Origin of the sequence: Kribbella sp. NPDC003505, assembly GCF_040610875.1 — a bacterium.
In the GTDB taxonomy this organism is placed as follows: domain Bacteria; phylum Actinomycetota; class Actinomycetes; order Propionibacteriales; family Kribbellaceae; genus Kribbella.
The window spans coordinates 248,505-271,117 of the sequence record NZ_JBEXNA010000010.1 but is presented as its reverse complement, the minus strand read 5'-3'; the positions used below and the strand labels follow the sequence as shown (position 1 = coordinate 271,117).

Here is a 22,613-nt window from a genome sequence, read left to right as displayed (position 1 = left end):
GGCGGAAAGTGTCGGTGGCGGCGTTCAGGATGAGGGCATGAACCTGGGCGGGTACCGAGAGTTGTGGCGGACGCACGGCGTGACCGCGTTGCTGCTGTCGTCGCTGCTCGCCCGCCTGCCCGTGCTGGCGACGATGGTGCCCGTCGCGTTCCTGGCCAAGGACGCGAGCGGTTCGTTCCGCTGGGCAGGCGTCGTCGCGGGGGCGTATTCGGTCGGTATGGCGATCGCCGGGCCGCTGTGGTCCCGGGCCGCCGACCGCCGGGGCCCGCGCGGCGTGCTGCTGATCACCGGGCTGTCGTGGAGCGTCGCGCTGCTCGCGATCGCACTGCTGCCCGCCGGGCTGTACCGGTTGCTCCCGGTGCTCACGATCATCGCCGGAGCCCTGGTTCCGCCGGTGATGCAGACGTTGCGGGCAGCTTGGCCTCGAGTGGTGCAGGGCCCGGCGCTGCGGACGGCGTACGCCGTGGACGCGACCGCGCAGGAGCTGCTGTTCATGGTCGGGCCGATGCTCGGCGCGACTGCGGTGAGCGTGGCGAGTCCGCGGCTCGGGGTGCTGCTCGCGGCGGCGATGTCCGCGCTCTTCATCTGGTGGTATGCGCTCCGACAACCCAGGCCGCTCCCCCACGACGATCACGCCGCGGTGCCGTTGACCGCGCGGCAACTGCTGTGGCATCGGCATCGGTTGCCGCTGATCCTCGCGTTCGGCCTGTGGATCATGTCGTTCAACGGGATCTCGCTGGCGATCGTCGCGTTCGCCGACGACCACGGGCAGCGGTTGATCGCCGGGATCTTCGAGGCCGTCTGGGCGTTCGGCAGCCTGGTCGGCGGCGCCGTCGCGGGCGCGCTGCCGGGCCGCCGTACGTCGTACCTGTGGCGGCGGGCCGCGCTGGTCGGGGCGGGCATGCTGCTGTGCGTTTTCGCGACCTCGGCGCCGGTCACGCTCGGGATCGCGTTGGCGGTGTCGGGGCTGACGCTGGCGCCGGCGATCGGCGCGCTGTACGAGCGGCTGGGCGCGTTGACGCCGGACGTGGCGCGGACCGAGGTGTTCGGGTGGATGGGCAGCGCGGCGATGGGCGGTGCGGCGATCGGATCCGCGGTGGCGGGTGCGGTGATCGAGGGCTTCGGCGTGCGGTACGTGTGGCTGCTGGCCGCCGTGCTCGCGGCGATCTCGACCGTGTTGCTGCTGCGGGTGCCGCCCGAGGTGGAGCCTGAGTTAGCGACCGGCGGACTGCTCGGCGAGACCGCGTAGCTGCTCGACCATCGCGTTCGGGTCGTCGGCGGCGTAGACGGCCGAGCCGGCCACGAACACGTCGGCGCCGGCCTCGGCGCAGCGCTCGATCGTCTCGGCCGAGACGCCGCCGTCGATCTCGATCCACAGGTCGAGGCCGTGCTTGTCGAGCAACTGCCGGGTGCGGCGGATCTTCGGTACGCAGACGTCGAGGAACTTCTGCCCGCCGAAGCCGGGCTCGACGGTCATGATCAGGATCATGTCGAGCTCGGACAGCAGGTCCTCGTACGGCTCGATCGGGGTGGCCGGCCGGAGCGCCATCGCGGCGCGGGCGCCCTTGGCGCGGATCTCCCGCGCGGTCCGGATCGGCGCCCGGCAGGCCTCGACGTGGAAGGTGACGCTCGACGCGCCCGCCTCGACGTACCCGGGCGCCCAGCGGTCCGGGTCCTCGATCATCAGGTGACAGTCGAGCGGCATGTCGGTCGCCTTGGCCAGCGATTCGACCACCGGCATTCCGAGGGTCAGGTTCGGCACGAAGTGGTTGTCCATGACGTCGACGTGCAGCCAGTCGGCATTCGACACCGCGGCCGCCTCGTCGGACAGCCGCGCGAAGTCGGCGGACAGGATGCTCGGCGCGATCTGAATCCCCATGGCGTCAATCTATCGAGCCGCCGACCGGTGAGTGTCAGGTGGGGAGCTCGGCGGCGAGCACCTCACGCAGCGTCGTGGCGGGGCGACCGATCAGTGCGGGCAGGGCGGGATCGACGACCGCGAACTCGCCACGCCGCGCGGCCGCGAAGATGCCCAGGGTCAGGTCGACGAGGAACTCCGGCAGGCCGCGGCCGAGCGCGACCTGTCGCCACTGTTCGTCCGGCACCGTGATCCGGGTGATCTTCCGCCCGAGGAGGTCCGAGGCGATCGCGGCGACGTCCGCGTAGTCGAACAGTTCCGGGCCGGTCAGCGGTGGCGTGATGCCGTCGACGCGCCCCGGTTCGGTCAGGGCGATCGCGGCCGCGTCGGCCAGGTCCCGGTGCGCGGTCCAGGAGAACGGCCCGTCCTCCGGCAGGATCAGCTCGCCGGTCTCCAGCGCGGACCGCACCAGGAAGACCGGCGTACTCGCGTAGAAGCCGTTGCGCAGGGCCGTGAACGGAACGCCGGAGTTCAGCAGGTCCTGCTCTGTCGCGGCGTGGCCACGGGTCGCGATGAACAGCGAGTCCGGGTTCGCGGCCTGATGGCTGGTGTACAGGACGCGCTCGGCGCCGGCGGTCTTGGCCGTGTCGATCGCGACGCGATGCGGCGCCGGGTCGGCCGGACCCGAGACGACCAGCACCTGACGAGCGCCCTCGAAGGCGTACGCCAGCGAGTCGGGATCGTCGAAGTCGCCACGCCGGACCCGGATGCCCTGAGCCGCGAGATCCGCGGCCTTGTCCGGGTCACGCACGCTCACCCCGAGCTGAGCGGCCGGGACGCGTTCGGTCAGGCGGTCGACCACAGCACGGCCGAGGCGCCCGGTCGCTCCGGTAACGATGATCATTCGAACTCCTTGTTATCAGTGGATACGGATATACGCTATCACTGTTAACAGAACGCGCGGACCGCTACGGTTGGCGCGTGGAGGATGCGAGCGGGCGGGACCGGATGCGAGCGCAAATCGTCGAGGTCGCTGCCGGGCTGCTGGCCGGCGGCGGGCGCGACGCCGTGTCCACCCGGGCGGTCGCGGCCGCGGCGGGGACGCAGGCACCGACGATCTACCGCCTGTTCGGCGACAAGGACGGGCTGCTCGCGGCGGTGCTGGAGTACGGGTTCGCGACGTACCTCGCGGACAAGCCGCCGTTCGATCCGACCACCGACCCGATCGCGGACCTCCGGTCGGGCTGGGACCTGCACATCGAGTTCGGGCTGGCGAACCCGGCCCTGTTCCTGCTGATGTACGCCGACACGCCGCCGGGGAAGCGTCCCGCGGCGGCCGAGGCCGGAATCGCGATCCTGCGCACCCGGATCCGCAACATTGCCGCCGCCGGACGCCTGCGGGTCGACGAGGACCTGGCCGCCGAGATGGTGCAGGCGGCCGGCTCAGGCGCCGTACTGGCCCTGCTGGCCGAAGAGGCCGACCGCCGCGACCCGCGCCTGGCCGACGCGATGTTCCAGGCCGTGGTCGCGGCGATCACCACCGCTCCGGCGTTCCCGCGCGCGGCGGACGGAGCGACAGCGGGTGCGGCGGACACGGAGATCCGGGCGGTCGCGCGGGCCGACGCGGGTGCGGTGGCTGCGGCGAATGCGTTGCGGGCGCGGTTCGCGGAGCTCGGCATGCTGACCGACGGCGAGCGTCACGTCCTCGGCGAATGGCTCGCCCGGATCACCCACTGAACGGCGTCCTCGACCGTCTCGACCGCTTCGTGCCCGACCGGCAACGGCGGGCGCCGGATCACGACGACCGGGATCGCGAGCTCACGGGTCGCGGTGAGTTTCGCGGCTGTGGCGGGGCCGCCGCTGTCTTTGGTGACCAGGACGTCGATGCGATGCTCGCGGAGAATCGCCTGCTCGTCGGCGAGGGCGAACGGCCCGCGGGCGAGAATCAGTTCACACCAGGTCGGTCGCGGGTCCGGCGGATCGACGCACCGGGCGAGCATCCACAGGCCGGCGTTCGCGAAGGCGTCGAGGCCTTGCCGCCCGATGGTGAGGAAAGCGCGGGTGCCGATCTGCGGCAGCAAGGTGGCGGCCGCCGAGGTGGAGTCGGCCCAGTGCCAGTTGTCGCCGGGCGCCGGCGTCCAGCCCGGCCGACGCAGTACGACCAGCGGCGTACCCACCTCGCGAGTCGCCGCGAGTGCGTTCGCGGTCATCGTCGCCGCGAACGGATGCGTCGCGTCGATCACCGCGTCGACCGGATGCTCCCGCAACCAACCCGCCAAGCCGCTCGCGCCGCCGAACCCGCCGACCCGCACCTCACCGACAGGCAACCGTGCGTCCGAAGTTCGTCCCGCCAACGACGACACGACCTCGACCCGCGGGACGCCGGCCAGCGCAGCCGCGAGTTCGCGGGCCTCCCCCGTTCCGCCGAGCAGCAGGACCTTCATCGGCTGCGGTCGGCCGAGTACAGATGGCTGTCCCGGAAAGCCGTTGCGGACAGCACCTTTCCGGCGATGATGACCGCCGTACGGCGAACACCCGCCGCCTTGACCTGCTCCGCGATGTCGGCGAGCGTGCCGCGCAGGATCACCTCGTCGTCGCGGGAGGCCCGCGCGACGACGGCGACCGGGCAGTCGGCGCCGTAGTTCGGCACCAGCTCCGCGACGACGCGATCGATCTGCTGGACGGCGAGGTGGAGGACGATCGTCGCCCGGCCGGCGCCCAGTGTCGCGAGATCCTCGCCGTCCGGCATCGCGCTGGCGCTGCCGCCGATCCGCGTGAGCACGACGGTCTGCCCGACCTCGGGGACGGTCAGTTCACGGCCGAGAGTCGCCGCGGCGGCGGCGTACGCCGGCACGCCGGGCGTCACGTCGTACGGGATCTCGAGCGCGTCGAGGCGGCGCAGCTGTTCGGCCATCGCGCTGAAGACGGACGGGTCGCCGGAGTGCAGCCGGGCGACGTCGAGGCCGGCCGCGTGCGCGGTGGCGAGTTCGGCGATGATCTCGTCGAGGGTCAGGTTCGCCGTGTCGACCTTGCGGGCGCCGGGCGGGCAGTGCTCGAGAAGCTCTACCGGGACGAGCGCGCCGGCGTACAGACAGACCGGCGACGCGGCGATCAGATCGCGCCCGCGGACGGTGATCAGGTCGGCGGCTCCGGGGCCGGCGCCGATGAAGTGAACCGTCATTTGGTCACGCTCCAGATGGTCACCGGCATGGCGGGTCGCCAGCCGGTCATGGTGCCGACGGCGGAGGCTCGTTGTACGTCGAGGCGGACGAGATCGCCGCCGACGGCCTTGTACCACTGGGCGATCAGGGACTCGGTCTCCAGCGTGACGCCGTTCGCGACCAGGCGGCCGCCGGGTTTCAGCGCGTTCCAGCAGGCCTCGAACATGCCTGCCGCGGTCGCCCCGCCGCCGATGAAGACGGCGTCCGGCGGCTCGAGACCGTCGAGGACCGCCGGCGCGGCGCCTTCCACCACGTCCACAGCGGCCCCGAGCGCGGCCGCGTTCCGCTCCAGGCGCTTCGCCCGGTCGGGATCGCGTTCGACGGCGATCGCGCGGCAGGACGGGTGGTGCCGCGACCACTCGATCGCGATGCTGCCTGCTCCGCCGCCGATGTCCCACAACAGCTGGCCGGGGACGGGCGCGAGGCGGGACAAGGTGACGGCGCGTACTTCGCGTTTGGTGAGCTGGCCGTCGTGCTCGTACGCGTCGTCGGGCAGACCGGGTGCGGTGGACGAGACGGGAGCGTCAGCCGGGCATCGGATCGCGATCACGTTGAGCGGATCGACCTCGTGGGACCAGTCGGCCGCGGTCGCCGTACGGACGCGTTCGGCCGGGCCGCCGAGCTGTTCGAGGACGGTGAACTCGCCGGCGCCGTAGCCGCGGGCGACCATCAGGGCGGCCACCTCGGCCGGGGTCCGCGCACCGCGGCTGAGAATCAGCACGCGCCGCCCGGGCTGGAGCTGCGGATGCAGCCGCTCGACCGGGTTGCTCACCAGGCTCACAACCTGCACCTGATCCTGCGCCCAGCCCAGCCGCGCACACGCCAGCGAGACACTCGACGGCTGCGGAATCACCCGCACCGCGTCGGCCCCCAGCAACCGAACCAGCGTCGTACCGATCCCGTAGAACGTCGGATCCCCGCTGGCCAACACACAAATCCGCCGTCCTCGGTGCTCCTCCAGCAACCGAGGCAAGGCCTCGGACAGCGGCGATCCCCAGGCGACGCGCACGGCCCCGAAGGATCCCGCTCGGAGGAGGGATAGTTGGCGAGCGCTACCGAGGATTACTTCGGCGGACTGGATGGCCTCGCGGGCGGCTGGGGAGAGGGTGGGCCAGCCGGCGGGGGTGATGCCTATGACGGTGACGGGGTCAGCCGGCATTGCCGAGGACCTTGGTGATGGTGATCTCGATGACCACGCGCTGCGGATTGACACGCGGCTCCCGGTAGCGCTTGGCGTAGCGCCGTTCGGCTTCGCGGACGTGCGCGGGATCGTCGCTCACCACGGCGCGGCCCTCGATCGTGCTCCAGCGCCGGCCGTCGACCTGGGTGACCGCGACCGCCGCCGCACCCAGCCGCCGGATCGCGCGCGCCTTGTACGACGTACCGGAGCAGATCACCCGCACCAGCCCCGCCTCGACGTCCAGCGTCGCCCCGACCGGCGTCGCATGCACGGTCCCGTCCGCGCGCGCCGTACTCAGCACGCACAGGTGCCGCTCACTCCAGAAGTCCACCAGCCGCTCACTGAACACGCAGCGATCGTAAACAGGCCCGCCCGGCGAGGTGCCGGGCGGGCCCGTGGGCGCTGGACCCCTCAGACCAGCGCGATCCGGATTCAGCCGATGTCGCGGCGGCGGAACGTGACGAAGCCGGTCAGCGTGAGCGCGGCGGCGATCGCGGTCAGCCAGAGCACCGGCGTGACGGAGAACTCACCGCCGGGCAGCCGCGGCGTGTGACCGTACGGGCTGAGGTCGATCATCCATTGCGGCAGGTTGAACACCTCGCCGAACTGGCCGATCAGCAAGAACAGGCCGTAGAGCGCCCAACCACCGGTCACCAGCTTCGGCGCCAGACCGAAGAGCAGGACGACCAGCCCGGTCACCAGCCAGATCGCCGGCAGTTGTACGGCGGCCCCGGCGAGCATCCTCGGTACCTGACGGCCCATGTTGCCGAGCGACGCACCGCTCGAGACGCCGGACCCCAGACCGGCGACGAGGATCAGGACGGCGGTGCCGAACAGCGCCATCACGACGTGACTCCCGAGCCACTGCGCCCGGGTGACACCGGTCGCCAGCAGCGGCTCGGCCCGCAGCGCGGTCTCCTCCGACCGGAGCCGGAGGGCCGCCTGGATCCCGAACGCCGACGCCAGCAGCCCCATGATGCCCAGCTCGGTCGCCAGGAACGCGTCGGTGATGCCCTCCACGCCGCCGAGCTTCTGCACCATCTCCTTCGCGCTGTCGCTGGTGACGAACCCGTCGACGTTGCTGGCGATGTTGCCGACCAGCAGACCGAGCAGCAGGAACGCGAAACCCCACGCGAACAGCGACCCCCGATGCAGCCGCCAGGCCAGTGCGAGCGGCGAACGCAAGGACGCCGCACCGCGCGGCGGTCCGGGACGCGGACGCACCAGACCGGCACCAACGTCGCGCCGCCGGATCAGTGCGATCGCCGCCGCGACCATCAGCGCCAGGAACACGACCGGCAACAGGAGGACGAACCACCGGTCACCGGCGTACGCGCGGACCTGCTGGGACCACCCGATCGGCGACAGCCACGACACCCACTGCGTGCTGCCGTCGGCCGACGAGTCGCCGATGGCCCGGAGAACGTACGACACACCGAGCACGATCGCCGTCAGCCCGTTCGCGGCCCGGGCGCTCTCGGTGACCTGTGCCGTCACCGCGCCGACACCTGCGAACGCCAGTCCGGCCGCGGCCCACATCAGCCCGAACGCCAACGAGCCCTTCGTGTCCAGGCCGCTCCCCATCAACGAGAGCGCGGTCAACAGGCCGAGCACGATCGCGGTTGCCCCGGAGACGATCAGGGCGGCGGCGAGAGCGGCGTACCGACCGAGGACGCCGGCGCTCAGCAACTCCAGCCGCCCGGACTCCTCCTCGCTACGGCTGTGCCGGACGACGAGCATGCCGCCGAGCAGCCCGACCAGGAGCGCGCCGAAAGCGGTGAGCTTGAACAGCGAGACCTCGCCGAGCGACGACTCGTCGAAGATCCGGCCGTACAGCGACACCAGGGCCGGCGACGCGTTCGACGTCCGAGCGGCCTCGACCAGCGCGTTCTGGTCGGAGTACAGGTCGATGGACGCCTTGGCCGACCCTGCCGCCGACATCACGAACACCACGATCCAGATCGGGATCAGGATCCGGTCCCGGCGCAGCGCGAGCCGGACCAGCGTCCCGGTACCGACGAAGTCGTTCATCGCACGGCCGCCTCGGGCTCGAGGTCGCCGTCGTAGTGCCGCAGGAACAGCTCTTCCAGCGTCGGCGGCTGCGCCACCAGGCTCTTGATGCCGCTTGCCGACAGCTGCCGCATCACCGCGTCGAGCTGGGCGGTGTCCACCTCGCAGCGCACCCGGTTGCCCTCGATGTCGAGGTCGTGGACGCCGGGCAGCTGGGCGAGTCCGTTCGGCGATGCGGTCAGCTCGGCCTGGATCGACGTCCGGGTGAGGTGGCGCAGGTCGGACAACGTGCCGCTCTCGACCACCTTGCCGCGGCGGATGATGCTGACTCGGTCACACAGTGCCTCGACCTCGGACAGGATGTGGCTCGACAGCAGGACGGTGCGGTCGCCGTCGCGGGCGCGCTCCTCCTCGATGACCTGCCGGAAGACCTCCTCCATCAGCGGGTCCAGGCCGGAGGTCGGCTCGTCCAGGATCAGCAGCTCGACATCCGAAGCCAGCGCGGCCACCAGGGCGACCTTCTGCCGGTTGCCCTTGGAGTACGTCCGGCCCTTCTTGGTCGGGTCGAGGTCGAACCGGCGCAGCAGATCGTCGCGCTTCTTCTCGTCCAGCCCGCCGCGGAGCCGGCCGAGCAGGTCGATCACCTCGCCGCCGGTCAGGTTCGGCCACAGGTTCACGTCACCGGGCACGTACGCCAGCCGCCGGTGCAGCGTGGCCGCGTCGTGCCACGGGTCCCCGCCGAGCAGCGAGACATCTCCGGCATCACCGCGCAGCAGACCGAGCAGGACGCGGATGGTGGTGGACTTCCCGGCGCCGTTCGGCCCGAGGAAGCCGTGCACCTCACCGGTCGCGACCTCCAGGTCGAGACCGTCGAGGGCGTGCGTACTCCCGTACGACTTGTGCAGTCCGGAGACCACGATGGCTGATGTCATGATTCATAACGTACACTTCATTCAGAAGTTTGTGAATCTTCCTAACGCGTTTCTGACACGTCAGCCGGTCCGGGGAGGAGATGATGGGTCCGTGAGCGCAGAGCGAGACGACGACGCCGTCCGGCGGTACACCGAGCAGTTCGGCAACCTGCTCGCCGAGACGGGCTGGCCGCGGATGGCGGCCAGGGTGTTCGCCGCGATCCTGTCCAGCGAGACCGGGCGGATGACGGCCGCCGAGCTCTCCGACCAGCTGCAGGCGAGCCCTGCCGCCGTGTCCGGGGCGGTCAACTACCTGCTGCAGCTGCGCCTGGCGACCCGCGAGCGCGAGCCCGGGAGCCGCCGCGACGTGTACGTCGTCCAGGACGACGCCTGGTACCAGACGATGATGACCGAGAACGCCTCCCTGATCCGCTGGTCCGACTCCCTGCGCAAGGTCCTGGACGCGTCCGGCGACGGCACCGACGCCCACCACCGGATCCGCATCTCGCTGGGCTTCATCGACTTCATCGGCGAAGAGGTCAAGGGCCTCAGCGAACGCTGGATCAAACGCAAGGCCGAAATCGACGCCGAGATCGCCGCGGACTACAACACCCCCTGACCCCCTGCCCCTGCCCGCGCCCCCGCCACAACCAAGGGCTTGAACAGGAACTGGTGGGTGCGCACAGGCTATTTCCTGTCCCACGCCACCGCTTGGGGTGCAACCCCCCGGGTTCCGGTTGTCCACAGCTCGGCAATCCAGCGCCCACCGGGACCTGAACAGCGGCACCTTCCCACGTATGAACCCGAAGTTGAGTGTGCTCGCCGCCGCCCGGTCCGGCTGGTTCACCCGAGCAGATGCGATGGCGGCCGGCTACAGCGACAGCGAACTGCGCCGCCGGCTGAGGTCCGGGCAATGGTCGCGCCTGTCCAGGGATGTGTACGTCGAACCAGGCAACCGGTCCGCCGCGGAGCCGCCGTGGGAGCAGGCGCGCCGGCTGCATCTCCTGAAGGTTCGCGCGGCCGTGGAGCGGATGGGCGACAGCGCGGTAGTCAGCCATCAGTCCGCCGCACTTCTGCACGGCCTGCCCAGCTGGGGCCTCGATCTCGCCAAGGTCCAGCTGACCAAGCCGGCTGGGCGGGCGCGTTCCGACGGATTGGCGGAGGTGCACCGTTCGCGCTTCGAGCCGGGTGAGATCACGGTTGTCGACGGGTTGCGGGTGGTCGGTCCGGCGCGCGCGATCACCGAGACCGCCTGCGCGTCGTCGTACGAGGTCGGCGTGGTGCTCGCGGACGCCGCCCTCCACCGGCGGCTTGTCAGTCCGGAAGCGTTGATCAGCACGGCCGACCGCTACCAGTTCTGGCACGGCTCCCCGGCCGCACGGGCGGCGGCACGGTTCGCCGACGGGTTGAGCGAGTCGGTCGGTGAATCACGACTGCGGGTCCTGATGGCGAACCACGGCCTGCCGAAGGCCAGGTTGCAGGTCGAGATCCGTGACGAGCACGGTCGCCTGATCGGCCGGGTCGACTTCTTACTGGCGGCCCGGTTGATCGTCGAGTTCGACGGTGCGGTGAAGTACGGCGACACGGCGGACGCCGTACTGGCCGAGAAGTGGCGTGAGGATCGACTGCGTGCGCGCGGCTACCGCGTCGTACGGACCAACTGGGCCGACCTCGATCAGCCGCGCGCGACCGCCGATCGGATCCGCTACGCGCTCTGAGGGCACCTTCGCTGCATCCCGAACCCGCCGGCGGCCAGGGCTGATGGAGGGGCACCTGCCATCGCGCAGTGCCTGTGAACAGGCTATTTCCCGTTCTCTGCCACCACATCCTGTTCACCGGGCCGACGGAGTGCGGCTGGCTACAGCTCGTAGACGGTGAAGATGGTGCAGTAGAGGGGCGGGGACTCCAGGCCGGGGTAGTAGAGGCGTCCGGCCTCGTCGGTGAGTTTGAAGTACGCCGTGGAGGCGCCGATCTGGCACGGGGCCTGCAGGGACATCGCGACCGTGACGATATCGCCCGGTTCGGCGTCGGGGACCGGAGCGCGGTTCGGGGAGCGGAGCCAGCCGGGGGCGCCGGCGGCGCCTTGGCGGGTGAGCCAGCGGTCGCGCCACGGGCGTTCCCCGCTGTTGCGGATCATCCAGGTCTTCTCGAAGACCTGCTCCCGACACACCTGCGTCCCGTCCGGCACGGTCTCCCCCACCAGCTCCGCCCGGTCGTCCGGGTGGTGGTCGATCGGTACGGATCCGCCGAGCAGCACCGGCTGTACGTGGCGGCGGATGTCTCGCTGCGACATGTCTCGTCCCGCGCGGACGGCGGCGTCGAGCTCCATCAGCTGGTTGACCAGCGCCTGGTTCGCCCCGAAAGAGTCGTCATACCACTCGATCAACTCGCGGCTCGGCTTGGTGTGACCGCGCTCGACCCGCGAGAGGTGCCCCTTGTCCCAGCCGGACTCGGCGGCCGCGCGGGTCAACGGCATCCCGGCAGCCTCGCGCAGCTCGCGCATACGCGCTCCGATCACGTACCGAGCCTGGGCTGGGCGCACGGCGCACTCTCCGCTCTCGCCGTCACTTATCTACACAAAGTACCAAACCGCAGTGATTCAGTTCCGTTGCCCACTGCGACAATCCGATCACGCTCTGATTGTCTGCACAAAGGACGTGATTCTCCAACACAACAGGCAGTTCAGAGCGAAAGGGTTTCCACCATGGTCAAGCGTCTGATCGCCACCGCCGCACTCGCCACACTCACCCTCGCGGGCGCCGCCCTGCCCGCGACCGCCTCGACCACCACGGCGCCGGTCGCCACCACCGTCGCGCCGCAGTCGCGGGCCGACGACGCGATCGCGTGGTTCGCCGCCCGGAACGGCTCCACCGCGTACCAGGGCTACTGCGAGAAGGCCGTCGAGAACTCGTACGGCAGGACCGGCGTCTACGCGTCGGCCATCGCCAACTGGAACGACGCGGTACGGCGGGGCGCCGCGCACCGGGGCGACCTGAACCCGCCGAAGGGCGCCCTGGTGTTCTGGAACATCAGCTCCTACGGCCACGTCGGGCTGGCCACCGGTGACGGGAACTTCTGGGCCACCAGTGTCAGCGGCGCGATCGGTAAGCGGAGCCTGCCGTACTTCTCCAACTACCTCGGCTGGGCGCAGCCCAACTTCTGAGCCTTGTTGCCCACTGCGACAACACCCTCACAGTTTGATTCCCTGCGAGTACAACTCCAGAAGGGATCACCACCATGCGTACCGCCCTCATGCGCATCACCGCCCGCCTTTCTGCCATCACCCTGCTCGCCGGTGCCGCGGTCCTCGGCACCGGCGTGCTCCCGGCCAGTGCCGCGACCGGGACCGTGGACACCGACAGCAACACCGGTGTCGCCATCCGGTCCGGCAACGCGACCAGCTTCGGCTCGGTCGGCAACCAGCCGGACGGCCCGGTCGAGATCGACTGTCAGCTCTACGGCGAGCCGGTGACCGGCAAGTTCGGCCGCAGCCTGATCTGGGACCACATCCCCGGCAAGGGCTTCATCACCGACGCCTACGTCAACACCGGCAGCAGCGGCCTGGTCGCACCGTTGTGCGCGACCAACCCGCGCGCCGACAAGGCGGTCGCCTGGTACGCCGCCCGCAACGGGTCGACCGCTTACCAGGGGTACTGCGAGATGGCCGCCGAGAACTCGTACGGGAAGACCGGGATCTGGGCCTCGGCGATCGCCGACTGGAACGACGCCGTGGCCCGCGGCGCCGCCCACCGCGGCGACCTGAACCCGCCGAAGGGCGCTCTGGTCTTCTGGAACATCAGCGCCTACGGCCACGTCGGTGTCGCCAAGGGCGACGGCACGTTCTGGGCCACCAGCGTCAGCGGCGCGATCGGCACGCGCACGCTGCCCTACTTCTCCAACTACCTCGGCTGGGCCTGGCCGAACTTCTGATCCGCCCCTCACACAGCACCCGGACGCGTGTCCCGCCCCTCACGCGTCCGGGTGCTCGATCCTGTCCAGCCAGTCCTCGACCAGCGCGCGATACACGGCCGCGCCGGGGCCGGGCAGGAAATGATCCTCCTGATCCAGTACGGCGAACGTCGCGCGCGGGTAGTCCTCGATGATCGCCCACGCGTCGGCGTACCCGGCCGTGGTGTCCTGCCGGCCCGTCACGACCATCGTCGGCCGCTCGAAGCGGATCGACGGATCCTCCCGCAGGCCGTACGTCGAGACGTCTGCCTGGATCCGCCCGAGAAAGGCGAGGTCCGCCGCCGCCTCGGCCGCGTCGTAGTACCGGTGCTGACGCTCGCGGGCCGCGGACGGGAGCAGGTGCTCGTCCGTCGGGAGCGTGCGGCGGGAGCGGTCGATGACGGTGCCCGGTGCTCTCAGCAACAATCCGAGGACGCGGGACGGATCGCGCTTGACGATGCCGCGGGCGTGCAGGCCGCCGGCCGACGTACCGGCGAGGGCGAACGGCTCGGCACCGGCGAGCGAGTCGATCAGCCCGGCGACGGCCGACAGCATGCCGTCCTGGTCGGTGATCGACGGGTCGGCCGTGGACCGGCCGGTGCCCGGCGGGTCGACGTAGATCCGGCGCCAGCCGGGGCGTGCCGCGAAGATCGGCTCGTGGACGTCGCGGCCCTCACCGGCGTCGCCACCCCAGCTGGGCAGGAAGAAGATCGGCCGGCCGCTGCCGACGCTCTCGTAGTACACACCGCGACCCTAGCCAGGACGGCGGCGGCTCAGCGAGCTTTTCTGTCGGCAGCAGAAGGCGGCCGCTCGCCCGACCCGCGCTCGATCAACGCGCACGGCAGCACGATCCGCTGTGGCGGACGGGTGTCCGTGCCCGACGCGCGATCGAGCAGCAACCGCGCCGCGCTGCGGCCGAGCTCGGCGATGTCGGAGGCAACGACCGTCACCGGTGTCGGCAACATGTCGGCCAGCCGGAAGTCGTCGAACCCGACCACCGCGGGCTCGGCGCCGAGCTGGCCGCCGAGCTCGCCGAGCGCCCGCAGCACACCCTCGGCGAGAAAGTTCGTCGACGCGAAGATCGCGGTCGGCGGATCGGGGCGCAGCATCACCTCGCGGGTCGCCTTCTCCGCGGCCTCCGCGTTGCCCTCGGGCAGCTGGATCACGAGCGACTCGTCGACGTCGATCCCGGCCGAGCGGTGCGCCCGCCGGAACCCGCGCAACCGGCGCCCGATCGTGTAGTACGACGGGGCGAGCAGGATCGCGATCCGCCGGTGTCCCTGCTGCAGCAGGTGCTCGGCCGCCAGCCGTCCGCCGCCCTCGTTGTCGACCATCACGATGTCCGCGTCGATCCCGGTGGCCGGGCGGTCGACGAACACCACCGGCACGCCGGCGCCCTGCAGGAACGCGTGGTCGCCCTGGTCGGGCACGATCATCAGACCGGCCACCTGCCGACTGACCAGCTCCTGGATGGCCCGTTTCTCACCTTCGGGGTCCTCGTCGACACTGCCGAGCACCACCGCGAACCCGGACTGCCCGGCGACCTCGAGCGACGCCTTCGCGATGCTCGCGTAGAACGGGTTGGTCAGGTCGCCCAGGACCAGGGCGAGCGAGGTCGACTTCTTGCCCGGCCGGAGCGCCCGGGCCACCTCGTTGCGCTGGAACCCGAGCTCGTCGATCGCGGCCCGGACCCGCTGCGCGGTCTCGTCACGGACGCCGTGCCCGCCGTTGACCACACGTGACACCGTGCCGAGGCCGACACCTGCTCGCCGGGCGACGTCGATCATCGTCGGCCGGGGAGCCTCCGGCTGGCTTGGAAACGTTTCGGACACGGGGTTGACTTCCTTTTCACGACACGGCATCGTCACCCAACAGTAAAACGTTGGAAACGTTACCGTCCAGGAGGCCGGGTGAATTCAGTCTCTGCCGGCGGATCCGCTACCCGAAGGCGCACGACCCGTGGTGGCATGAGCCGCAATGCCGGCTCCGACGTGAAGGCCGCGTACCTGTTCATCGCACCCGCGGTGATCGGGTTTCTGGTCTTCGTGGGGTATCCGCTGATCCGATCGTTCTATCTCGCGCTGACGAAGTACAACGGGCTGACCGACCCGATCTTCGTTGGCCTCGGCAACTTTCGCCGGCTGTTCAGCACCGACCCGGCCTTCTGGCCGTCGTTGCGGGCGACCGGCTATCTGGTGCTGCTCTATGTCCCGCTGTCACTGGTCCTCGGCCTGGCGCTGGCGATGTTCCTCAACCAGCGGTTCGCCGGGGTGCGGGTGGTCCGCACGCTCGCGTACCTGCCGGTGGTGCTGCCGGCCGTCGCGACGATCACACTCTGGAAGTTCATGCTCGACCCGCAGGTCGGTCTGCTGAACACGATCCTGGACCGGATCGGACTGCCCACGAGCCTATGGCTGCAGAGTCCGAAGATGGCGATGCCGTCCGTGGTGCTGGTGATGCTGTGGGGCGTCGGCGGGACGATGATCATCTTCCTGGCCGCACTGCAGGCGGTGCCGACCGAGCTGTACGAGGCCGCGAAGGTCGACGGCGCCGGCCCCTGGTCGGTGTTCCTCCGGATCACGCTGCCGATGATCAGCCCGATCGTGCTGCTGCAGGTGATCCTGCAGACCACCGCGGCGCTGCAGACCTTCAACCAGCCGAAGATCCTCACCGGCGGTGGACCGGGGTTCAGCACCAACGTGCTGATGCTCGGGATCTACAACAACGGCTTCCCCACCCTGGGCAAGATCCCGCAGCTCGGGTACGCCTCGGCGCAGGTGTGGGTGCTGTTCGTGATCATCATCGCCGTGATCGCCCTGACCGCGAAGTTCTCCTCGCTCTGGACGTACAGTGACAACACTCCCGACTGAAGCTCCCCCGGTGCCGGCGGTCGACCACGCCGTCAGTCCCGCCAGGAAGAAGCCGCGCGTCGTCGGTACGACGGCGTGGTACGTGGTCGCGTTGTTCATCTGCGCGGTGATGATCGTGCCGCTGCTGTGGATGATCACGATCGGCCTGAAGAGCCGGACCGCGGTGTTCGACATCCCGCCGCGGCTGCTCCCGCACGAGTTCCAGTGGAGCAACTTCGTCAAGGGCCCGCAGGCGATCCACTTCCCGCGGCTGTTCCTCAACTCGATGGTGATCACCGCGCTCAGCGTGCTCGGCGGCGTGATGACCGCGATGATGGCCGGCTACGCGTTGGCCAGGTTGCGGTTCCCGGGCCGCAAGACGTGGTTCTACCTGTTCGTCGGCAGCATGCTGCTGCCGGGCGTGGTCGGCCTGATCCCGTTGTTCCAGCTGTACAAGAGCATCGGCTGGTACGACACCTGGCTGCCGCTGATCGTGCCCGCGTTCCTCGGCGGGAACCCGCTGTTCATCTTCCTGGCCCGGCAGTACTTCCTGGCCATCCCGTACTCGATCGACGAGGCGGCCAAGATCGACGGCGCCGGTCACCTGCGGATCTTCGTCAGCGTGATGCTGCCGTTGACCCGGCCGGCCTGGCTGACGATGGCGATCCTCGCGTTCCAGGCGTCCTGGAACGACTACCTGAACCCACTGGTCTACCTGTACTCGTCCGGCAAGTGGCCGCTGTCGGTCGGGATGGCGTCCTTCATCTCCCCGTTCGCCGGGAAGACGCCGGACTGGAGCTACTACATGGCCACCAACCTGCTGTACATGCTGCCGCCGCTGATCATCTTCTTCGCCGCGCAGCGCTACTTCATCCAGGGCCTCGGCGCTCTCGGCAGCACGAACCAGAAATAGAGGGAGAATCCTTGTGAAGAGGACATCGGTTGTGACCGCGCTGGCGTGCGCGGGGTTGCTCGCGGCAACGGGCTGCAGCGGGTCGGACTCCGGCGGCTCGAGCGACGGCCCGGTCACCGTGACCGTGATGACGTGGGAGTCGGCCGAGACGAACGCCGCGATCAAGAAGGCGCTGGCGGACTTCAAGGACGACAAGGTCACGGTCCAGCTGCTCGACACCCCGAGCGGTCAGTACGGCGACAAGCTGGCCTCGCTGACCCAGGCGAAGAAGCTGCCCGACCTGTTCTGGTGCGGCAACGACACCGAGCAGCAGTACACGTCGCAGGGCCTGCTGGTCGACTGGGCGGACAAGATCCAGAACGGCGACGGCGACTTCAAGGCCGACAAGTTCGTCCCGTCCGCGATGGAGAACTGGAAGACCGCCGACGGCCAGATGGGCGGTCTGCCGTCGCTGATGAACACGTACGGCGTCTGGTACAACGCCGACGCGTTCACCGCGGCCGGGCTGCCGCTGCCGAAGGCCGGCTGGACGTGGGACGAGATGTACGCCGCGGCCGCGAAGCTGGCGAACAAGAACGGCGCGAAGTACGGCCTGATCGCCGACCAGCTGACCGGTCCGGACGGGCCGTTCACGATGAGCATGTATTCGGTCTCGGCGGGCGGCGCGCCGTTCACCGACAACGTGAACCACCCGACGAAGGCCGAGGCCGACGACAAGTACAAGGAAGGCGTCGAGAAGCTGACCGCCGCGATCAAGAACGGGTCGGTCGCGCCGCCCGGGTACGACGCGGCGAACGTGCAGTCGCTGTTCGCGGCCGGCAAGATCCCGATGACGTTCGGCGGGCAGTGGCTGGCGGCCGGGTTCCAGACCGACAAGCCGAAGATCAAGTACGGGTTCGCGCCGTTCCCGCAGGTGCAGACGCCGACCACGCTCTACGACTCGGTCGGGATCTGCACGCCGCAGTACACCAAGGACCAGGACGCGACGTTCAAGGTGCTGCAGTACCTCAACACCAAGGTGTGGGACGCGGTCCTGCCGGCCTCGCCGGTCGCGCCGCCGGCGTACACCCCGGCCCAGGCCAGCTACTTCGACGCGCTGACGAAGGCGCAGCAGACCACGGTCGTCGACACGGTCAAGGCCGACCTGGCAGCCGAGAAGACAGTCGGCGTCCGCTTCACCACCCAGTGGGCCCAGCAGGTCGGCGACCTGACCACGGCCAACTACCAGCCCATCCTGAGCGGGAAGAAGCCGATCACCGACCTGCCGGCCTACGTCGACAAGATCAACGGATTGATCAAGCAAGGCAGCTAACAGGCAGCTAACAGCAGCTAGACAGCCTGCCAGAGTGACAGTGCGAAGCGGGCTTCGCCGTCGGTCCACCATGCGGCCGGGGTGAAGCCCGCTTTGTCGAGCTCGGCCTCGACGCCGGAGCGGTGGAACTTGGCGGAGATCTCGGTGCTGATCTCCTCGCCCTCGTCGAACGTGACCTCGAGGTGGATCTCCGGGATCAGCACCCGCAGCGCGCGGGTAGCGCGCAGGTGCATCTCGATCCACTCGTTGTCCGCGTCCCAGATCGCCACGTGCTCGAAGGCGTCCACGTCGAAGTCCGCGCCGAGCTGCCGGTTGATCACCCGCAGCACGTTCTTGTTGAACTCGGCGGTGACGCCGGCCGCATCGTCGTACGCCGCGACCAGCGTGGCGGGGTCCTTCACGAGGTCGGTGCCGAGCAGCAAGGACTCGCCCGGCTCGAGCACCTCGCGGACCGAGCGGTAGAACGCCTCGCGCTCTGCCGGGATCAGGTTGCCGATCGTGCCGCCGAGGAACGCGACCACCCGCGGCGGATCGCCCGGCAGTTTGTCGAGGTGGGCGGTGAAGTCGCCGACCACGCCGTGGACCTCGAGGCCTGGGTAGTCGGCGTTGATGGCGTCGGCGGCGTCCCGCAGCGCGGACTCCGACACGTCGAGCGGGACGAACGACGTGAGCGTGCCGTGGTCGCGGAGCCCGTCGAGCAGCAGCCGGGTCTTCTCCGACGACCCGGACCCGAGCTCGACCAGCGTGTGCGCGCCGGTGATCGCCGCGATCTCCCCGGCGCGCGCGTCCAGGATCTCCCGCTCGGCGCGGGTCGGGTAATACTCCGGCAGACGCGTGATCTCCTCGAACAGCTCACTCCCCCGCGCGTCGTAGAACCACTTCGGCGGCAACCACTTGGGGGTGGCCGTCAGCCCTGCCCGAACGTCCTCCCGCAGAGCCCGAGCGGCGTAGTCCGGCGTCAGGTGTACGTCTATGAGGGTCACGCTTGTCCTTCCATGCGGGTGATCTGCACTGTGGTGGCGGTGGCCACGAGCAGCGAGCGGTCCGGTACGGCGGTCCAGTCGCCCGCGCCGAACGGCTCGGAGGCGACGGTCACGGAGTCGGCGGTCCGGCGTACGTGCAGAGAGTGGGTCCAGGCGGTGGCGACGAGTTGTTCGCCGTCGGTGAGCAGGATGTTCAGCCGCGATCCCGGCGCGAGCGTCTCCACCTCGTGCACGACCGCGGCGATCGCGTCCGCCGGAGGCACCCCCTCCGCGAGCTGATGGGTGATCAGGGCCCACAGGAACACCGAGTCGATCGGCGCGCCGAGGCTCAGCAGATCGGCGACCGGTAGCTGCTCGGCCAGCTTGAGCGTCGCCTCCGGCCAGCCGGGGATGCGCCCGTTGTGGCTGAACAGCCAGTGGTCCGACGCGAACGGCGCGACCGCGGACTGACCGTACGGCATGCCGACGGTCCCGTTCCGGACGGCGGCCAGGACGGCGCCGGAGCGGATCGTGCCGGCCAGACCGGGCAGGTTCTCGTCGGTCCAGATCGGTACGTCGCGCCGGTAGCGCACCGGCCCGCCGGACACGGCCGCGTCCCGTTCGGGATACCAGCCGATGCCGAAGCCGTCGGCGTTGACCGATCCGCCGCCGCGCATGTCCGCCGGCGCCCAGCTCTGCTCGTAGAGCGAATGCTCCGGCTCCAGCACCAGCGAGGCGAGCGTGACGGGCGGACCCAGGTAGGCCAGGTGGCGGCACATCAGGCGTGCAACTCCTCGGGGCGCGGGTCGCGCGCACACCGGAAGCCGGCGAAGATCTGCCGGCGGATCGGGTAGTCCCAGTTCCGGAAGGTGCCGCGGGCAACGACCTCGTCGGTGCCGAACGAGCCGCCGCGGAGCACCTTGTAGTCGGGCCCGAAGAAGACCAGCGAGTACTCGTCGTACGGCCAGGCGCGGAACCCCGGGTAGCCGCAGAAGTCGCTCGACGTCCACTCCCACAGATCGCCGATCAGCTGCTCCAGGCCGAGCGGCGAAGCACCCGCCGGATACGCGCCGACCGGGGCCGGCCGCAGGTGCCGCTGCCCCAGGTTCGCGTGCTGCGGACCCGGCGACTCGTCACCCCACGGGAACCGCCGCGTCCGCCCGCTCTCCGGGTCGAACCGGGCCGCGAACTCCCACTCCTCCTCGGTCGGCAGCCGCTTCCCGGCCCACTTCGCATACGCCTCCGCCTCGTAGAAGCAGACGTGCATGACCGGCTCGTCCAGCGGCAACAGCTCCCGGTGCCCGAAGCGCAGCCGCCACCACTCGCCGTCGGCCGGTGACCAGAACCGCGGCGCGACCAGCGCGGCCTTCTGCACGTGTGCCCACCCGGCCTCGGACCACCACTGCGGATCGGAGTATCCGCCGCCGAGCACGAACCGCAGGTAGTCCCCGTTCGTCACCGGCACCGTGTCGATCACGAACGGCTGCACGTGGACGGCGTGCGCGGGCCGCTCGTTGTCGAGCGCCCACGGCTCGATCGACGTCCCCATCTCGAACACGCCGCCCGGCACGAACACCTCGGCCGACGGCAACGGCCGGCCTGCGGGAGGCGGCGGCGCGTCCAGCACCGGAGCACCCTCGCGCAGTTGGTGGGTGGCCAGCATCGTCTCGTCGTGCTGCTGCTCGTGCTGCGCGATCATGCCGAACGCGAACGCGTTGTCCACGAGCTCCCGGCCGTTGTCGAACTTCACGTGGTCGAGCACGTCCAGCACCTTGTCGCGCACTTCGTTCACGTAGACGCGGGTTTCGGCCGGCCCGAGCAGCGGCAGCGACGGGCGGTCGGCGCGCGCGTGCTGGAACGCGTCGTACAGCTCGTCGATGTCCTGGCGCAGCGGCTCGCGGCCGCCGACGTCACGGACCAGCCAGAGCTCCTCCTGGTTGCCGACGTGCGCGTAGTCCCAGACCAGTGGCGACATGAGTCTGGAGTGCTGCTTGACCAGGTCGTCGGTGTCGACCGCGTCGGTCAGCTGGACCGTCCGCGCCCGCGAGCGCTCGAGCTGTTCACCGACGAACGCCCGCAGGCCTTCGGGCGACAGGTCGGACAGTTGGTGGTTCATGAAGCTCGCCTTCCGTGGGTGGTGTCGACGATGCGCTGCAGCCGGGTCGCGACGGCAGCGACGAGATCGGGATCCGCGCCGGTCCGGTCCATGACCTCGGTGCCCAGGGCGACCACGTCGCGCGCGGCCCGCCGGACCAGGGAGTCCTTCAGGCCTTCGCGGGCCGCCGGGAACCAGCGCCCGGCGGCGGGCTCGGCCGCGGCCAGCACCTGGTCGATCGGAGCCGACATCAGCGCGGTGAGCAGCAGGGTCGGGGCGATCCACCCGTCGCCCGGCTGCGCGTCGAGGTAGCGCACTTCGAGATACCCGCGCGGACGGACCGGCGGGAAGAGCGTGGACAGGTGGTAGTCGAGGTCGTCGTACGTCGGCCTGTCGGGAACCTGTCCATCCGCCAGCCCGTCCGCCCACGCTCCGAACGTCAGCCCGGACGGTGCGTCCCAGGTGTCGCCCCGCCGCAGGCAGAGCACCGGCGCCTCCATGGCAGTGCGGACCCAGGCCGCGGCCGGGTCGGCGTCGAGCGGCGGCGGCTCGGTGAACGGGGCGCAGGTGCCGAAGGTCGCCTGCGTGCGGGCCGAGGCCCAGCCGGTGTCCGCGCCCGCCCGGCGCCGGGAGTTGGCGAACAGGCCGACCAGCGCGGGGCCGAGGTCGTGCAGCGCGCGCCAGCGCAGTGCGGTCTGGTCCACCTCGCCGGCATCGAGGCAGATCTGCAGGCCGGCGGTGCTGCACATCATTCGCGGCCCGTGCGGTCCGAGCCGCTGGAAGGCGTGTTCCATTGCGGCGTACCGCGGGACGGTGAGGATGCGGCGCGGCGTGCGGAAAGGGTCCAGGCCGTAGTCGCCCGGAACCAGATCCGCGTCCAGCAGAAGCGCCGTCAGCTCGGCGGCGTCGGCGGCGGTGTCCTCGATCAGCCGCGGGATCGAGTCCGCCGCGGGGCCGGAGATCTCCACCTGGCCACCCGGCTCCACGGTGACCAGGGCGCCCCGGCTCAGCGGCAGCTGCGGACTGCCTCGCACCAGGGTCGCCGGGGCGTGCACGCCCAGGGCCTTGCTCAGTCGGCCGGCGTCGAGCGGCCGGTGCGGGTCATCCGCGTGATGCACCGTCCACTCCAACTCGACGCCGAACAGTCGTGGTGGACCGTGCTTGAAACAGACCATCGCGACGTAACCCTCCGCCTCGGCCCGGGAGCCGATCGGGGTCGTCGCCGGAGAACCACCGGACGAGGTCACGTCAGCGAACCTAGCTCCGGGTCCAGGGCTGGACAACCGACCGGAAATTACCCATCGGTGACGTCTGGGGTGCGTTGGGACTCATGCCGAGCATGCTTCCCGAGGCC

Annotated in this window: 24 protein-coding genes; 9 read left to right on the top strand and 15 right to left on the bottom strand. The window is 70.2% G+C overall.

Annotated features, from left to right (window positions below):
* The first annotated feature begins 37 nt into the window (after positions 1–37).
* The gene (locus ABZX12_RS31050; RefSeq protein ID WP_355698959.1) at positions 38–1,249 is read left to right on the top strand and encodes an MFS transporter; all 1,212 of its coding nucleotides are present in this window, start codon (positions 38–40) and stop codon (positions 1,247–1,249) included.
* Here ABZX12_RS31050 and rpe read toward each other — a convergent pair.
* Together rpe and ABZX12_RS31040 are read right to left on the bottom strand one after the other, a co-directional pair.
* The gene (gene rpe / locus ABZX12_RS31045; RefSeq protein WP_355698957.1) at positions 1,214–1,879 is read right to left on the bottom strand and encodes a ribulose-phosphate 3-epimerase; all 666 of its coding nucleotides are present in this window, start codon (positions 1,877–1,879) and stop codon (positions 1,214–1,216) included. The two genes, ABZX12_RS31050 and rpe, sit on opposite strands and share 36 nt — an antisense overlap.
* A 34-nt stretch (positions 1,880–1,913) precedes the next feature.
* A complete protein-coding gene (locus ABZX12_RS31040; RefSeq protein WP_355698955.1) occupies positions 1,914–2,762 on the bottom strand; it encodes an NAD(P)H-binding protein in 849 nt (282 codons plus the stop codon).
* 77 nt (positions 2,763–2,839) lie between these two features.
* Between ABZX12_RS31040 and ABZX12_RS31035 the strand changes: the two genes are divergently transcribed.
* Positions 2,840–3,595 carry a TetR/AcrR family transcriptional regulator gene (locus tag ABZX12_RS31035; protein WP_355698953.1) on the top strand — a complete coding sequence of 252 codons (756 nt, stop codon included), beginning with the start codon at positions 2,840–2,842 and terminating at the stop codon, positions 3,593–3,595.
* On the opposite strand, the gene ABZX12_RS31030 is transcribed toward ABZX12_RS31035, so the two are convergent.
* The 6 genes from ABZX12_RS31030 to ABZX12_RS31005 all read right to left on the bottom strand — a co-directional run bounded on the left by ABZX12_RS31030 (position 3,556) and on the right by ABZX12_RS31005 (position 9,201).
* The gene (locus ABZX12_RS31030; protein WP_355698951.1) at positions 3,556–4,302 is read right to left on the bottom strand and encodes a cobalt-precorrin-6A reductase; all 747 of its coding nucleotides are present in this window, start codon (positions 4,300–4,302) and stop codon (positions 3,556–3,558) included. The two genes, ABZX12_RS31035 and ABZX12_RS31030, sit on opposite strands and share 40 nt — an antisense overlap.
* On the bottom strand, positions 4,299–5,039 hold the full coding sequence (cobM, locus tag ABZX12_RS31025; RefSeq protein ID WP_355698950.1) for a precorrin-4 C(11)-methyltransferase: 741 nt from the start codon (positions 5,037–5,039) through the stop codon (positions 4,299–4,301). Before cobM ends, ABZX12_RS31030 begins: the two co-directional genes overlap by 4 nt.
* Entirely contained in the window at positions 5,036–6,238 is a 1,203-nt protein-coding gene (gene cbiE, locus ABZX12_RS31020) for a precorrin-6y C5,15-methyltransferase (decarboxylating) subunit CbiE (protein ID WP_355698949.1), read from the bottom strand. Before cbiE ends, cobM begins: the two co-directional genes overlap by 4 nt.
* The gene (locus ABZX12_RS31015) at positions 6,228–6,608 is read right to left on the bottom strand and encodes a PPOX class F420-dependent oxidoreductase (RefSeq protein WP_355698947.1); all 381 of its coding nucleotides are present in this window, start codon (positions 6,606–6,608) and stop codon (positions 6,228–6,230) included. The genes cbiE and ABZX12_RS31015 overlap by 11 nt, the downstream gene beginning before the upstream one ends.
* An 83-nt stretch (positions 6,609–6,691) precedes the next feature.
* Positions 6,692–8,290, bottom strand: a complete 1,599-nt coding sequence (locus ABZX12_RS31010) for an ABC transporter permease (RefSeq protein WP_355698946.1) — start codon at positions 8,288–8,290, stop codon at positions 6,692–6,694.
* Positions 8,287–9,201, bottom strand: a complete 915-nt coding sequence (locus ABZX12_RS31005) for an ABC transporter ATP-binding protein (RefSeq protein ID WP_355698944.1) — start codon at positions 9,199–9,201, stop codon at positions 8,287–8,289. The genes ABZX12_RS31010 and ABZX12_RS31005 overlap by 4 nt, the downstream gene beginning before the upstream one ends.
* Before the next feature lie 91 nt (positions 9,202–9,292).
* Between ABZX12_RS31005 and ABZX12_RS31000 the strand changes: the two genes are divergently transcribed.
* Together ABZX12_RS31000 and ABZX12_RS30995 are read left to right on the top strand one after the other, a co-directional pair.
* The gene (locus ABZX12_RS31000) at positions 9,293–9,799 is read left to right on the top strand and encodes a MarR family transcriptional regulator (protein WP_355698942.1); all 507 of its coding nucleotides are present in this window, start codon (positions 9,293–9,295) and stop codon (positions 9,797–9,799) included.
* 178 nt (positions 9,800–9,977) lie between these two features.
* Entirely contained in the window at positions 9,978–10,898 is a 921-nt protein-coding gene (locus ABZX12_RS30995; protein ID WP_355698940.1) for a type IV toxin-antitoxin system AbiEi family antitoxin domain-containing protein, read from the top strand.
* 140 nt (positions 10,899–11,038) lie between these two features.
* Here the strand turns inward: ABZX12_RS30995 and ABZX12_RS30990 are convergent, their stop codons facing one another.
* Positions 11,039–11,698: an NBR1-Ig-like domain-containing protein gene (locus tag ABZX12_RS30990; RefSeq protein ID WP_355698938.1), complete on the bottom strand. Its 660-nt coding sequence runs from the start codon at positions 11,696–11,698 to the stop codon at positions 11,039–11,041.
* A gap of 186 nt (positions 11,699–11,884) precedes the next feature.
* Here ABZX12_RS30990 and ABZX12_RS30985 point away from each other — a divergent pair, with 186 nt between their 5' ends.
* Positions 11,885–12,343 carry a CHAP domain-containing protein gene (locus tag ABZX12_RS30985; protein WP_355698936.1) on the top strand — a complete coding sequence of 153 codons (459 nt, stop codon included), beginning with the start codon at positions 11,885–11,887 and terminating at the stop codon, positions 12,341–12,343.
* Between the two features lie 74 nt (positions 12,344–12,417).
* On the top strand, positions 12,418–13,110 hold the full coding sequence (locus ABZX12_RS30980) for a CHAP domain-containing protein (protein ID WP_355698934.1): 693 nt from the start codon (positions 12,418–12,420) through the stop codon (positions 13,108–13,110).
* Between the two features lie 39 nt (positions 13,111–13,149).
* Here ABZX12_RS30980 and ABZX12_RS30975 read toward each other — a convergent pair whose 3' ends face one another.
* Both ABZX12_RS30975 and ABZX12_RS30970 read right to left on the bottom strand, forming a co-directional pair.
* Positions 13,150–13,872, bottom strand: a complete 723-nt coding sequence (locus tag ABZX12_RS30975) for an alpha/beta hydrolase (RefSeq protein ID WP_355698932.1) — start codon at positions 13,870–13,872, stop codon at positions 13,150–13,152.
* Between the two features lie 29 nt (positions 13,873–13,901).
* Positions 13,902–14,960: a LacI family DNA-binding transcriptional regulator gene (locus tag ABZX12_RS30970; protein ID WP_355698930.1), complete on the bottom strand. Its 1,059-nt coding sequence runs from the start codon at positions 14,958–14,960 to the stop codon at positions 13,902–13,904.
* Positions 14,961–15,095: 135 nt separating this feature from the next.
* Here ABZX12_RS30970 and ABZX12_RS30965 point away from each other — a divergent pair, with 135 nt between their 5' ends.
* The 3 genes from ABZX12_RS30965 to ABZX12_RS30955 are packed head-to-tail and all read left to right on the top strand — an operon-like array spanning position 15,096 to position 18,202.
* On the top strand, positions 15,096–15,998 hold the full coding sequence (locus ABZX12_RS30965) for a sugar ABC transporter permease (RefSeq protein ID WP_355698928.1): 903 nt from the start codon (positions 15,096–15,098) through the stop codon (positions 15,996–15,998).
* A 10-nt stretch (positions 15,999–16,008) separates the two neighbouring features.
* The gene (locus tag ABZX12_RS30960; protein ID WP_355698926.1) at positions 16,009–16,890 is read left to right on the top strand and encodes a carbohydrate ABC transporter permease; all 882 of its coding nucleotides are present in this window, start codon (positions 16,009–16,011) and stop codon (positions 16,888–16,890) included.
* Between the two features lie 13 nt (positions 16,891–16,903).
* Positions 16,904–18,202 (top strand): extracellular solute-binding protein, encoded by a 1,299-nt coding sequence (locus ABZX12_RS30955; RefSeq protein WP_355698924.1) that lies wholly within the window; start codon positions 16,904–16,906, stop codon positions 18,200–18,202.
* Between the two features lie 17 nt (positions 18,203–18,219).
* Here the strand turns inward: ABZX12_RS30955 and egtD are convergent, their stop codons facing one another.
* From egtD to ABZX12_RS30935, 4 genes are read right to left on the bottom strand one after another with little or no spacing between them, the layout of a single operon-like run.
* Positions 18,220–19,185 (bottom strand): L-histidine N(alpha)-methyltransferase, encoded by a 966-nt coding sequence (gene egtD, locus ABZX12_RS30950; protein ID WP_355698923.1) that lies wholly within the window; start codon positions 19,183–19,185, stop codon positions 18,220–18,222.
* Positions 19,182–19,943 carry an ergothioneine biosynthesis protein EgtC gene (egtC, locus tag ABZX12_RS30945; RefSeq protein ID WP_355698921.1) on the bottom strand — a complete coding sequence of 254 codons (762 nt, stop codon included), beginning with the start codon at positions 19,941–19,943 and terminating at the stop codon, positions 19,182–19,184. Before egtC ends, egtD begins: the two co-directional genes overlap by 4 nt.
* The gene (gene egtB / locus ABZX12_RS30940; RefSeq protein WP_355698919.1) at positions 19,943–21,280 is read right to left on the bottom strand and encodes an ergothioneine biosynthesis protein EgtB; all 1,338 of its coding nucleotides are present in this window, start codon (positions 21,278–21,280) and stop codon (positions 19,943–19,945) included. The genes egtC and egtB overlap by 1 nt, the downstream gene beginning before the upstream one ends.
* Positions 21,277–22,506, bottom strand: a complete 1,230-nt coding sequence (locus tag ABZX12_RS30935) for a glutamate-cysteine ligase family protein (protein WP_355698917.1) — start codon at positions 22,504–22,506, stop codon at positions 21,277–21,279. The genes egtB and ABZX12_RS30935 overlap by 4 nt, the downstream gene beginning before the upstream one ends.
* Positions 22,507–22,613: the final 107 nt, after the last annotated feature.